The sequence below is a fragment of the Actinomycetes bacterium genome (genome assembly GCA_022396035.1).
Taxonomy (GTDB): Bacteria; Actinomycetota; Humimicrobiia; order Humimicrobiales; family Humimicrobiaceae; genus Halolacustris.
Window position 1 is genome coordinate 72,548 of the sequence record JAIOXO010000002.1, and the last position, 13,327, is coordinate 85,874.

At 39.9% G+C, this 13,327-nt stretch carries 12 protein-coding genes; 6 read left to right on the plus strand and 6 right to left on the minus strand.

The genetic code is table 11. The annotated features are described in order from the left end of the window. The first annotated feature begins 10 nt into the window (after window positions 1–10). The 5 genes from K9H14_01420 to K9H14_01440 are packed head-to-tail and all read left to right on the plus strand — an operon-like array spanning window position 11 to window position 4,459. Window positions 11–1,042: a 4Fe-4S dicluster domain-containing protein gene (locus tag K9H14_01420; GenBank protein ID MCG9478850.1), complete on the plus strand. Its 1,032-nt coding sequence runs from the start codon at window positions 11–13 to the stop codon at window positions 1,040–1,042. Continuing rightward, a complete protein-coding gene (locus K9H14_01425) occupies window positions 1,043–1,912 on the plus strand; it encodes an FAD/NAD(P)-binding protein (protein ID MCG9478851.1) in 870 nt (289 codons plus the stop codon). Further along, entirely contained in the window at window positions 1,912–2,655 is a 744-nt protein-coding gene (locus K9H14_01430; GenBank protein MCG9478852.1) for an NADH:ubiquinone oxidoreductase, read from the plus strand. The genes K9H14_01425 and K9H14_01430 overlap by 1 nt, the downstream gene beginning before the upstream one ends. 15 nt (window positions 2,656–2,670) lie before the next feature. Then, on the plus strand, window positions 2,671–3,972 hold the full coding sequence (locus K9H14_01435; protein MCG9478853.1) for a Ni/Fe hydrogenase subunit alpha: 1,302 nt from the start codon (window positions 2,671–2,673) through the stop codon (window positions 3,970–3,972). A 16-nt stretch (window positions 3,973–3,988) separates the two neighbouring features. Then, entirely contained in the window at window positions 3,989–4,459 is a 471-nt protein-coding gene (locus K9H14_01440) for a hydrogenase maturation protease (GenBank protein ID MCG9478854.1), read from the plus strand. Window positions 4,460–4,786: 327 nt separating this feature from the next. On the opposite strand, the gene hypE is transcribed toward K9H14_01440, so the two are convergent. The 4 genes from hypE to hypF are packed head-to-tail and all read right to left on the minus strand — an operon-like array spanning window position 4,787 to window position 9,435. Continuing rightward, the gene (hypE, locus tag K9H14_01445; protein ID MCG9478855.1) at window positions 4,787–5,815 is read right to left on the minus strand and encodes a hydrogenase expression/formation protein HypE; all 1,029 of its coding nucleotides are present in this window, start codon (window positions 5,813–5,815) and stop codon (window positions 4,787–4,789) included. Between the two features lies 1 nt (window position 5,816). Then, window positions 5,817–6,896: a hydrogenase formation protein HypD gene (gene hypD / locus K9H14_01450; protein ID MCG9478856.1), complete on the minus strand. Its 1,080-nt coding sequence runs from the start codon at window positions 6,894–6,896 to the stop codon at window positions 5,817–5,819. Further along, window positions 6,889–7,104, minus strand: a complete 216-nt coding sequence (locus tag K9H14_01455) for a HypC/HybG/HupF family hydrogenase formation chaperone (protein MCG9478857.1) — start codon at window positions 7,102–7,104, stop codon at window positions 6,889–6,891. Before K9H14_01455 ends, hypD begins: the two co-directional genes overlap by 8 nt. Then, the gene (gene hypF / locus K9H14_01460) at window positions 7,105–9,435 is read right to left on the minus strand and encodes a carbamoyltransferase HypF (GenBank protein MCG9478858.1); all 2,331 of its coding nucleotides are present in this window, start codon (window positions 9,433–9,435) and stop codon (window positions 7,105–7,107) included. It lies immediately after the preceding gene. A gap of 134 nt (window positions 9,436–9,569) precedes the next feature. Between hypF and K9H14_01465 the strand changes: the two genes are divergently transcribed. Then, the gene (locus K9H14_01465; protein ID MCG9478859.1) at window positions 9,570–9,761 is read left to right on the plus strand and encodes a hypothetical protein; all 192 of its coding nucleotides are present in this window, start codon (window positions 9,570–9,572) and stop codon (window positions 9,759–9,761) included. Window positions 9,762–9,898: 137 nt separating this feature from the next. Here K9H14_01465 and K9H14_01470 read toward each other — a convergent pair whose 3' ends face one another. Together K9H14_01470 and fusA are read right to left on the minus strand one after the other, a co-directional pair. Then, window positions 9,899–11,131 (minus strand): hypothetical protein, encoded by a 1,233-nt coding sequence (locus K9H14_01470; protein MCG9478860.1) that lies wholly within the window; start codon window positions 11,129–11,131, stop codon window positions 9,899–9,901. Further along, on the minus strand, window positions 11,121–13,205 hold the full coding sequence (gene fusA, locus K9H14_01475) for an elongation factor G (GenBank protein MCG9478861.1): 2,085 nt from the start codon (window positions 13,203–13,205) through the stop codon (window positions 11,121–11,123). The genes K9H14_01470 and fusA overlap by 11 nt, the downstream gene beginning before the upstream one ends. Window positions 13,206–13,327: the final 122 nt, after the last annotated feature.

Here is a 13,327-nt window from a genome sequence, read left to right on the forward strand (position 1 = left end):
AGGAGACTGTATGCTATATAAGGTCTTAACCAAGGATGATTATAGCCGGCTGGTAAAAGGATTAATTGAAGATTATAAATTAATCGGACCCAAAAAAAGAGACAAGGCCGTGCATGATTTCGTTCATATCAAGGACATTGCTGAACTGGACACCAATTATACCCGAACTACCATACCACCTGCCAAAAAGATTCTTTTCCCTCCTACAGAAAAGTTGGTTGAATACGAGATGGGGAACCAGATTAAGGTAAAACCGGTTATAGAGAGTGAAGAGGCTGTTTTGCTGGGAATAAATGCCTGGGACATTAACGGCCTTAATTTTTTGGATAAGCTTTTTTCCACCGAGTTTGTAGATGAAAACTACTGGGAAAAAAGGAACAAACTAACTGTAATAGGAATGGATACCGAGCCTACTGAAACCAATTTTGCTTTAAGCATGGATGCAGAATACGCAACTGAAGGTTTTGATATTTATTTAACCGATCTGGGAGACAGGTATTTTGCCAGAGTAGCTACACCAAAGGGAAGCCAGCTGCTGGAAGCATACACCGATGCTAAAGATGCAGGACAAAAAGATTTTAAAGACTATGACGATTATATTGATGCTTATCGGGCAAAATTTAGCAATAAGGTGGATATAAAGAGTTTCTATGATAACTTTGAAATTATTTATGACAATGAAGAATTCTGGAAAAAAACTGCCAAGGATTGCTTTAGCTGCGGCTCATGTAATCTGGTATGTCCTACCTGTTTCTGCTTCAATGTTAAGGATGACCTGGAACTTAATTTAAAAAATGGTTCTAAGACCAGGGAATGGGATTCCTGTATGATACCGGAATACGGTCTGGTTGCAGGTGGCCATAATTTTAGGCCGGATAAAGAAAATCGTCTGAAACAGAGATACCGATGCAAGCTGAAAACATTCTATGATAAATTTGGACAGTATTCCTGCGTTGGTTGCGGAAGATGTATCGAAGCATGTTTGGCAAAAATAAATATTGCTGAAGATATCAATTCAGTTAAGAAAGAGGTGAATGTATAAATGACTACTCCAACCAAAGAAATGGATAAACTAGATCATCATCAAAAGTTATATGAACCTTTTATAGCTACAGTCAAAAACATAAAGGAACTTTCTCCTACTGAAAAACAGTTTGATATCTATATAGATGACCCCAAGGCCAGGGAAGCTTTTAATTTCCAGCCGGGGCAGTTTGTGGAATTGACTGTTTTTGGATTGGGGGAAGCCCCGTTCTCAATACCTTCTACACCCAGCGATAAAGATTATTTTGAGTTGTGTGTCAGGAATACGGGAAATGTATCCGGCGCCCTGCACAGAATGAAAGAGGGAGATAAGGTAGGAATAAGGGGGCCGTTTGGTAAGGGTTATTTCCCCTATGAAGATATGAAGGGGCATAATGTAATAATTATAGCAGGCGGATTGGGAATGGCGCCGGTTAGATCCCTTATAAAGTACATAATGGAAAACAGGTCAGATTACAAAAGACTGGTAATTGTATATGGTTCAGTAAGTCCCGAATACCTTCTGTATAAGGAAGAAATGGAAGAATGGAAAAACAGGGATGACATGGAGCTGTGTTTGACTGTAGATAATCCCGATGAAGCCTGGGCGGGAGAAGTTGGAGTTTGCACCAATTTGATTCCTGGAATAGATTGCCCGGTAGATGATTCTTATGTAGTGGTTTGCGGACCTCCGGTAATGTATAAATTCGTTATAAAGGAACTGGACAAGAAATGCTTTAAGCCTGAAAATATTTTCCTTTCCTTAGAAAGAAGAATGGAATGTGGAGTGGGAAAATGTAATCATTGCCATATAGGTGACAAGCTGGCATGTGTTGATGGTCCAGTTTTTAGTTTATGGGAAATTAGGAATTTAAAGGAGGCTATATAATGAGTAAGCCGAAAGTAGGAGTTTTTGGATTTACTGGTTGCGGTGGATGCCAATTGGAAATATTGAATTTGGAAGACCAGTTACTGGATTTGGTAAGTGCGGTAGACATTGTGCACTTCAGGGAAGCCATAACTGAATACAGTGATAATTATGACATTGCGCTGGTTGAAGGCTCTATTACCACCAAGCATGGCGTAGAGAGAATAGAAAAGATAGGCGGTATCGCCAAGATAGTTGTGGCAGTTGGCGCCTGTGCCTGCACCGGCGGCCTGAACTGCTTGAAGAATCTTTATGGCCTGGAAAAGGCAAAAGAGCTGGTGTATGGCGACAGAAAAGATTGGATTGATTCTATAGAAACCAAACCTATAGATGCTTATGTTAAGGTAGACTATATGGTTAGGGGGTGCCCGCCAAACAGGTTTGAAATTGTTGATGTAGTAAGGTCTTTGCTGGTGGGAAGAAAGCCGGAGATACCAAATTATCCGGTATGTGTAGAATGTAAGCGAAATGGCAACACCTGCCTGTATGATTTAGGGCTTACTTGCATGGGTCCGGTTACCAGGGCTGGTTGTGACTCAAGATGCCCCAGTAACAGTTCAGGATGTGACGGTTGCAGAGGTCCCATTGATGATCCTAATGTAAACGCTCAAAAAGATATTATGGCTGAATACGGATTAACTGTTGAGGATATAATGGAAGGCTTTAATCTATATAATGCATGTAAAAAGATTGAGCAAAAATAATGGAGGTTAAAAATTATGGCTAATACTTTTAGTATAGAAGAAGAAAACATTTCAAGGGTAGAAGGTCATGGTGACCTTGTGCTTAACGTAAAAGATAAGAGGATTGAGCAGCTGCAGTTCAGGATTCCTGAATCACCAAGGTTTTTTGAGGCTATGCTGGTTGGCAGGAAATGGGATGAGCCCTCACATATTACTTCAAGGATTTGCGGTATCTGTTCGGTAGCCCACACCTATGCTTCCATAAAGGCCACTGAAGCTGCTTTTGGTATTGTTCCCACAGAAAAGATAACCAAGCTAAGAAAATTAATATTTCACCATGAATGTGTTCAGAGTAATGTATTGCATGTATATTTTCTGGCAGCACCTGATTTCTTTGGGGTAGGCAGTGCCATATCTTTGGTGGATACCCATCCGGAAGTGGTAAACATTGCCCTCAGGGTTAAAAAAATGGCCAATGATATGGTAAGGATTATAGGGGGAAGAGCAGTTCATCCTATAAGAACAGTAGTTGGCGGCTTTACAAAATTGCCCACTGAAGAGGAAATGTTGAAGATGAAGGAAATGCTTAAATCAGCATATCCTGATCTGGAGACAACCTTAAAGGTTTTAAAGACCCTGAGCTTACCAGATTTTGAAAGAGAAACAGAATATATCTCTATTTCCGATCCGGTTGATTATGCATTGTATGATGGAGACATAAAATCAAGTGATGGCTGGACCATAGATGACCAGGAATACCTGAGTAAGATAAATGAAAAAGTTGTCCAGCATTCTACCGGAAAACACTGCTGGGCTTCCAGAGATTCTTATATGGTAGGTGCTTTGTCCAGGTTTAACAACAACTATGATCAGCTGTCAGACAGAGCAAAGGAATATGCCCAGGAACTGGGCCTGAAAGCTCCTAATTACAATACCTTTATGAACAATATTGCCCAGTTTGTAGAAATAGTACATAGTGTTGATGATAGTATTAAGCTTATAGACGAGCTGATGGAACAGGGAATGACTGAAGATGAAGCAATGGTAGATATTCAGCCCAAGGCTGGCAGGGGAGTAGGAGTGGTAGAGGCACCCAGAGGACTGCTGATTCATGATTACACCTATGGAGACGATGGAAAGGTTGCCAAAGCAAACCTTATAATTCCTACCAATATGAACTATGCCAATGTTGAAAAAGACCTGGAGGCTTTAGTACCAGCGGTAATAGATAAAAGTGAAGATGAAATTAAGCTGGCCTGTGAGATGCTCATAAGGGCATATGATCCATGTATTTCATGTTCAACACATTTCTTAAATGTAAAGTTGGTAAATAAATAAGTATAATTAAATAGCTATGTTTAAACCTAATATTCCCAAAACCAGCATAAAAGTGATTGGTTTTGGGAATATTTTTATGTCAGATGATGCAATAGGGATTAAAGTACTGGATAAATTGGGACCTCTGCCTGCAGGAGTAGAGGTTATAGATGGAGGCACCTCTGCTGCTGATTTGATTTCCTATGCTAAAGAGAGTGAAAAGCTAATCATAATTGATGCGGTAGATGCAGGCCAGGACACAGGGGAAGTATTGAAGTTTAGGCTGGCGGATATCGGTCATTTTATTAAGAAAGTAAAAAGCTATTCATTACATGACTTTGGCTTGGCTGAAGCCCTGTCATTAATTGAAAAACTTAACATCCCGGCGGAGATAATTATAATAGGAATTAAGCCTAAAAATATTAGCTTCGGGGAAGAGCTGTCTGAAGAAGTAGAGAAGAAAATACCGGAGATTAAAAGTATGGTGCTGGAAGAAATTCCTGATTGAAGTCTTAAACTGAAGCAAGAATTTTGGGCCTAAGGTAATCTTGGATGGTATAAGTTTTCAGGTTCAAAAGGGAATGTGTTTTCCTATACTTTTAATATTTTAACCATAGTCCTGCCGGTGCTGGGAATCAAGGAAAACAGGATTGCCTATTTTTAACTTACCTGATGGTATCCGGGCTTTATTTCTGGGTACCACATTCACTGATATGGACTACAGCATCGGATGGCAGCCAGTCCTGATATCAGGGGTAATCTTATGTTTATTTTCATGGGCGGGATTTTTAACTGTTAAGTAGTGCAGCAAGGAAAGGATAATTACCAGGATTGATTAACATATCCGGGGTAGTTGTTCCCCGTACTGCATATCCAGCATCCTTCTGGTGCCTATTTCTGTATTAAGTATTACCGAGCAGCTACCTTTTGGTCCTACTTCTCCAATAATGCTTGCCTGCTGGCCGTATTTGTTTTGTCTGATAGTTTTTAGAACAATATCAGCGTCTCTGGCATCTACAAACATAACCATTTTACCTTCATTGGCAATGTAGAGAGGGTCCAGCCCCAGAAAATCACAGATTCCCTTTACCTCATTGGTAACCTTAATATTTTTACTATATACATTCATACTGTGGTTGGAGGTGTCTGCCATTTCCAAAAGTACTGTGGCCAAACCGCCGCGGGTAGCATCCCTTAAAGCATGTATTCTTCTGGATCTGGATATTATTTCATCAACCATTGAATTTAAGGGTGCACAGTCGCTGATAATATTAGATTTGAAATTAAACTCTTCTCTCTGGCTCAGTATGGATATCCCATGGTCTCCTATGGGACCGTTTATAATTATTTTATCTCCAGCTTTTATCTTTTCAGTTGATAGGCTCAGGCCATGCTTGATTATGCCTAGGCCTGAAGTGTTGATAAAAATTTTATCCACGCTTCCTTTTTCTACCACCTTGGTATCTCCGGTTATTATGTTTACTCCCGCTTCCAGGGAAGTGGCTTTAATGGAAGCAAGGATTTTCTTAAGATGTTTGGTGGGAAAACCTTCTTCCATAATAAGGGAAAAACTTAAGCCTAAAGCAGTGCAACCGGTAGTAGCCAGGTCATTCACTGTGCCGCATATACTTAATTTGCCAATATCGCCCCCGGGGAAAAATATGGGGTTAACCACGAAACTGTCAGTGGTAAAAGCAAGCCTTGAGCCTCCAGTTTCAATTATGGCACTGTCTTCCATTTTGTTGAGAGTACTGTTGCCGAGATAATCAAGGATCAGATTATTAATCAGCTGGCTGGTTTTTAAGCCGCCATCTCCGTGGGATAATTGTATTATCTGGTCTTCGAATTTTTTACGGTTGTTGATTTTAAGTCCTTTCTAAATTGAATCTCTCGTAACGGTAATAAGCTGCACAGGATCCTTCGCTGGAAACCATACATGGCCCTACCGGGTTCTGGGGGGTGCAGAGTTTTGCAAATAGTTTGCATTCAGGTGGTTTTTTTAAGCCTTTTAAAACATTGCCGCAATCACAGGCCGGGTTCTGTTTAGGCATTATATCTTTCACGGGAAAATTTAATTTGGCATCAAAACGGTTATAATCTGGTTTTAATTCCAGTCCGCTGCCAGCAATCGGTCCCAGGCCCCTCCACCTGGAATCAGCTTTTAAAAATACATCATAGATATTTTTAACAGCTACTAAGTTTCCCTCTGGTTTAACTACTGATTTATACTGTATCTGTGTTTCGGGCTGGTTAAACTTAAGCTGCCTCAATATCATAGCAATGGAAATCATGATGTCTGCCGGCTCAAAACCGCTGATCACACATGGAATGCCGTAATTTTCAGGAATAAAATTGTAGGGTTCTGAACCAATTATTGCTGATACATGGCCAGGGCAGAGGAACCCGTTAATATTTAACTGCTTATCTTCTACCAATAATTTCAGAGCAGGGGGCACCAGTTTATGGGTAGAAAATATGAAAAAATTATTGAGGTCGTATTCTGCAGCCCTTTTAATCACTACTGATGACAGGGGGGTTGTGGTTTCAAAACCTATAGCCACGAATAAGACTTTTTTATGGGGATTTTTTACCGCATAGTTTAAGGCATCAGTAGGGGAGTAGCATATGGTTATGTCTTTACCCTGGGACTTTTGTTCCAGTAGGCTGGATTCTGTTCCCGGGACCCGGATCATATCCCCAAAACTGAATAGTTTGAGTTCATGATTTTTTATAATCTCCAGTATCCAGTCGATATCATAAGCCGAAGTAACGCAAACCGGACAACCGGGGCCGCTGATAAGGTTAATGTTTGGGGGCAAAAGCTGTCTCAGGCCATGTCTGGATATAGCCATGGTATGGGTACCGCAAACCTCCATTATATTGACCGGCTGGTGGGTATTGTATTTTTGGATAAATGATTTGGCCTGCTGAAGGGTGTCAATCATCAGCAAATTCCTTCCAGTATCCCTGTACTGCCAGAGCGTCTTCTTTTTCTACTATCTGGATGGCAAACCCTGCATGTACCAATACATAATCGTCCTGCCTTACTTCTGGAATCAAAGTTATATCTACAGTTTTGGTAACTCCCAGAGTTTCTACTTCTGCTGAGTTATTCTCTATTTTTATGACTTTTGCCGGTATAGCTAAACACATTTAATTCTCCTTTTTTAATTTAAGGGCTGCAAGGTAAGCCTGGCCCAGTGAAATTCCTCCGTCATTTACGGGAACCTTGAAGTTGGTATAGGCTTTAAAACCATTTTCTTTTAAACCGGCAAGTGTTTTACTCAGTAAAAAAGAATTCTGAAAAACACCTCCGCTTAATGCAACCTGGCATATATTGTATCTATCCTGTGCCATTTTGCAAATATCTATAATTGCCCCTACCAGGCAATTATGGAATTTAGCAGATATTACTGATGCAGGTATTTTCTTTTGTATGTCCTCAAGTATCTGCTCTATCAGGCTTATATCATCCAGCTGATTATGGCACAGGGGAAGATCATATTCTTTATCAATGCTCTCATCGGCTATTGATTCCAGACGAATAGCCGCCTGTCCCTCATAGCTTATGGTATGGGTTAAATTAAGTATGGAGCTTACCGCATCAAATAATCGACCCATACTGGTGGTTACAGGGCTGTTAAATTGTTTTTTTAACTGTTTGGCCATGATTTCAATTTCGTGTTGTTTAATCATGTTTTTAAAATGGGGACAGCAGTTAAATACGAAATCACTAAAGGAAGAAGCTCCTGATTTCTGGTTATAAATTTCATAAAGATAACTTATGGCCATGCGATATGGATTTTTTATGGCTGCTTTTGCACCCGGGATCAATTTTTCGGAAAGATGTCCCCAGCGCTTAAAATTGTGATGGTGATAAATAAAGATCTCGCTGCCCCAAATTTTTCCTTCATCGCCATACCCGGTACCATCCCAGGCAAAACCAAGCACGTCCCCTTCAAGGTGATTTTCAGCTATAACGCTGGCTATGTGGGCTTTATGGTGCTGAAAGGCGAGGATGGGGATATTTTTAAACTGCCGGGCATATCGGGTAGAAGTATATGCCGGGTGTTTATCATGGACAACCATATCAAATTGATGGATATTAAATAACCGCTGGTAAACTTTCAGGGTTTCCTTGAAAAAATTAAAACTGTCCACATCATCAAGCTCGCCCAGATGCTGCGAGACCAGAGCATAATTTTGGGAAAGAATACAAAATGTATTTTTTTCCTGGGCTCCCAGGGCCAGGATGGCTTTGTTTCCTATATCCAGGGAGATTTTAACCGGATAGGGGGAATACCCTCTGGCCCTTCTCAGTACCATTTCCTTATTATCCATAACTTTTACCACTGAATCATCATAACGGGAGTATATGTCACGGTTATGCAGCAGGAAAAAATCAGAGATTGAAGACAGCCGGTCTAAAGCTTCCCGGTTGTCCCTGGCAATAGGTTCCTCGGAATTGTTTCCGCTGGTCATAATAAGGGGGAAATCAATAGTATTAAACAGCAGGTGGTGGATGGGAGTATAGGGCAGCATAACCCCCTCCTGACGGTTATAGAAAGAAACCTCCGGGGCCAGCCAGCTTTTATGTTTCTTCTCCAGCAGTACAATAGGTGCCCGGGGGGAATCGATTATGGCCTCTTCCCGGGGGCTAAGTTTAAAGTTTTCTTTAACCTGTTTGATATTACCCACCATTACGGCTAGAGGTTTATGGGGCCTGTTTTTTCGGGACCTGAGTTTTTTTACCGCGCAGGCATCGGTAGCATCAACTGCCAGCTGGAACCCTCCCAAACTTTTTATGGCCACAATACAGCCCTGTTTTAACTTCTGAACCGCTTTTTGGATAGGATCTTTGTATTCTATGGTACGGTTATGGTTATCAGTTAACCATAGCTTGGGACCGCATAAAGAACAGGCTACAGGTTGGGCATGAAACCTTCGGTCCAACTGGTCTAGGTATTCCTGCTCACACTGGGGACACATATCAAATTTTTTCATGGTGGTCTGGGGCCGGTCATAGGGCAGGGATTCAATAATGGTGAACCTTGGCCCGCAGTTGGTGCAATTAGTAAAAGGGTAACCATATCTCCTCTTATCACCGGGATTGTTAATATCCCTGACGCAGTCTTTGCAGGTAGCCAGATCTGGGGATACCAGCTGAAATTTATAATGGTTGCCTTTACTTTTATTTATCTGAAAATTTTTAAATTCCTTAAAATTTATTTCACTGTATTCAACATTTTCAATAAGTGCTGGGCTGGGCTTGTATTTTTTGATATCTTCTATAAATTTAACTACATTTTTTTCTGAAGTGGTATTTATTTCTATAATTACTGCTTCAGAGGTGTTGGATACGCTGCCCGGCACCCTATGTCTGGAAGCTAGATTAAAGATAAAGGGCCTGAACCCAACCCCCTGAACTATTCCGGTAACTTCTATCCGGTAGGTTTTTATTGTTTTTCTGGTTTCAATATTCATGCAAGGTTATAAGATAATAAATTTTATTTATTTTAGCAACTATTAGTTTTAACCCCAAATTTTAGAGTATTTTATATTGATAATATCTATATGATATAATTATAAGCAAATAAATATAAGAATTGGTGATCAATATGACAGAAAAAAAAGTAATGCATTCATTCAAGATAGAAAAGGATCTAATAGAAAGAGCAAAAGCGGAAGCAAAGCATCAATCAATGGCTACTTCTGTGTTTATAAGGCAGTCTATTATTGAAAAACTTGAAAGAAAGTCCAAGATTGAAGAACTGGAGAACAGGATAGAGAGACTGGAAAGAAAATCCTAATAGAAATGCCTGAATTTTATTGCCCTTTTTATTGATATTTACCACAATTGTTGAAATCAATCTAATTGGTGCATCCTTCTGTTGGAGGTAGTTAATCTAAATAGTATTCAATTTTAAACTGGCACAAGATTTAGAAGTTATTGCTGTACCTGTTCTGAATCTTCCTGCTGTTCTTCTTCTAAAAGGTCCCCGGCATCTATTAATACCAGATTACCCAGGGTAAACACATTGTTGAAATCAAATTGGTTGGAGGAGGATATAACCAGTTCGGTTGATTCCAGATTATCAGTATCCAGTATGGAAACCGTAAATCCCAATATATCCTCATCAGCAGGGGTATAATTGGTAAAATTATACCAGGGAATACTGGCTTCAATGAGGTATCCACTTGACAATCTTGCAGAAGAAATTTCAGTACTCTGTGGAGCAGCATTGGTGGGCCACCGCATAAAGGCTTCGGCAGGAATCTGGCCAAAGTTGCCGGGAGAAAACTCAATCTGGTAGTCATCATTGTTTAAGAATTGAGTCTGAAGATCCCCGACCAGATTAGTGTCAATTACAATAACCACGCTATCCCCATTATTTAATTGGTCTCCAGTATAACTCTGGCTGAAAACATCATCAATTATCTGTATGGCAAAATAAAAGTTTTCTTCATCCCAGCAGCTGTAAAAAGTTCCATTTACGTCGGTATGGCTGGTATAATTTTCTTTTTTTATAGTTGGTACAAAATTGGAAAATTTTTCATATAATTCCCATTCTTCAATGCTTGCGTCTATTAGAGGAGGGGTATAGGCTTTATATGAAAAAATTGGTTTTCCGCTGGCATCATTCTGTTTACGGTACTGGCTATTGGCAAGTATCCTGGTTTTTTTCTCCTCTATATCCTCACTAATAATCTTCTCTTCATCGGGGGCTTGCTCATAGTTTACCAGGAAAGATATCTGGCTGGATACCGCTACTGTCTGGTCCTGTTTATCTATCACCTGTATCAGCAATTGATATTCACCACCCTGCTGGGGGTTCCAGTTAAATTCGTAAGGAGGAGAAGCAAAAGTTTTAATTATCTGGTCATTAACCAAAACATTAACCTCGAAGTTCTGGCTCTCAATCTGTCTTGCCTTGATTTCTATAGGCACAGTTTCATTCTGATTAATAAAGTCATAGACATCTCCATCATTGGGAGAGGTTATATATACATCATAGCTTTGTTCCTCTTCTTCTACTGGAAGCTGGGCATTAAACAGGCTTAAATTCAGGCTGCTATTTACTACCAGGAAGATAATTATGGCTATTCCGGCCACCAGAACAAATATTATGAAAGGAAATCGGTCCAAAAATGGTACCAGTTTTTTATATTTATTTTTCATCCTTTTGTTTGTGTTCCTCTATTAATTTTTCTGCTATATGTGAAGGAAGCTCTTCGTATCGGGAAAACTTCTGGCCAAAGAATCCCCTGCCCTGTGATATTGATGTAAGATCCACTGCATAATTAAAGGTTTCTGCCTGGGGAACATAGGCCCTGATAAGCTGGGTATGGTTTTCACTAGGAGTCATGTTAATAATTTTTCCCCTTCTGGAATTAATATCTCCAATAATATCTCCCATATATTCTTCGGGTACCGTAATTTCAAGCTCCATTATAGGTTCAAGTATGCAGGGTGATGCCTGTTCCATTCCTTTTTTAAAAGCCATGGATGCAGCTATTTTAAATGCCATCTCCGAAGAGTCTACGCTGTGGTATGAACCATCGTAAAGGTTTACATTTACATCTACTACCGGATAACCGGCCAGTATTCCGTTTTGCAGTGCTTCTCTTATGCCTTTTTCTACTCCGGGAATATAGCCTTTGGGAATGGCTCCCCCGAATATGGTATCTTCAAATTTAAATCCTTCGCCATGGGGCAAAGGTTTTATTTCAATAAATACATGGCCGTATTGTCCTCTTCCACCAGACTGTTTCTTATATTTATATTCTGATTTTGCCCCTTTTTTTATGGTTTCCTTGTATGCCACTTCCGGGGTGTGCATTTCTACCCCTATCTCAAATTTTTTCTGAAGGCTTTCTTTTACCACATTCAGATGAATGTCGCCCATACCCCAGATTATATTCTGATGAACTTCGGTATCCAGCGCCTGTCTGAGGGTGGGGTCTTCTTCTATTAATCTGCCTATGCCGTTATTAATCTTTTCTTCATCCCCCTTGGTCAGGGGAACTACTGTCTTGGGAAGGGTGGGTTTGGGATATTCTACCGGGGTAAGCTGCAGCTGGTTTTCCTCTGTGGATATAGTATCATCATTAGATATTTCCATAACCTTGGAAACAGCTGCGATATCTCCACAGCCTGCCTTTTCAATTTCAGTTTGCTCTTTTCCCTGCAGATAAAAAAGGTTCCCAAACTTAAAGGATTTCTTAGCCCCCGATACAAAGTAGCTGTTGTTTACATCAATAGAGCCTGAAAACACCCTGAAAACAGATAATTTACCTATATAGGGGTCTGCCATGGTTTTAAATACATAACCGCATACCGGCCCATCCGGTGAGGCCTTAATCTCAATTTCAGATTGGTCATCAATCTTTTTGGCGGTTACCGGCTTTCTCTCCAGGGGGGAAGGTAACAGTTCGTTAATATAGTTCATAACCAGGTCCACTCCAAAATTCTTTCCCGAAGAAACTGCAAATACCGGTATTACTTTTCCTTCCACAACCGCTTTTTTAAAATTCTGGGCAATTATTTTATCATCAATTTTTTCTCCCTCAAGATACTTGTTGAGAAGCTCGTCATCGGTTTCAATAATGGATTCAATCAGTTCACTGTGATGCTCTTCAGTATCCTTTTTTAAAGATTGATCAATATCTGCGGGCTGGCCTTTAAAATCGCCTGATTTATACTCAAAAGCCTTATTTTTTAAAAGATCTATTATTCCTGAAAAATTTTCTCCTACGCCGGAAGGTATGGTAATGGGTACCAGATTGATGTCATAATTTTTTTTCATATCTTCTACTGTTTTTAGAAAATCCACATTTTCCTGATCCAGTTTGTTTATTATGCAAAATGAAGGTATTTCTTGCTGCTTAATGGTTCTTATAATTCTTTCGGTGGCAGCCTGGGCGCTTGACTTGGGGTCAACTAAAAGCAGGGCTGCATCTATTACTTTAAGTGCGACAAAAGCCTGGCCGATAAAATCAATATAACCCGGGGTATCTAATACATTTATGTGAAAGTTGTTCCAATCATAATTCAGTATGCTGGAGTGTATGCTAAACCCCTTATTGGTTTCCAGAGGATCATAGTCGGATACAGTGTTCTTGTTCTCTATTTTACCCAGGCGGTTTATTGCGCCGGAATTATATAAAAAACATTCTGCCAGAGAGGTTTTACCAGTGTTATTTCCCGATACCAGGCCTATTACTTTCTTCTTGTCCACACTTATATTGCTCATTAAATTCCTCCAAAATAAACATTGCAGTAAGATAGCTTAAATCATAGCAAAAAATATACCACAAAAACACTATTGTGTAAAAAAGTTTAGACATTACAATCGGGCCTAAAAACTTTTAATAC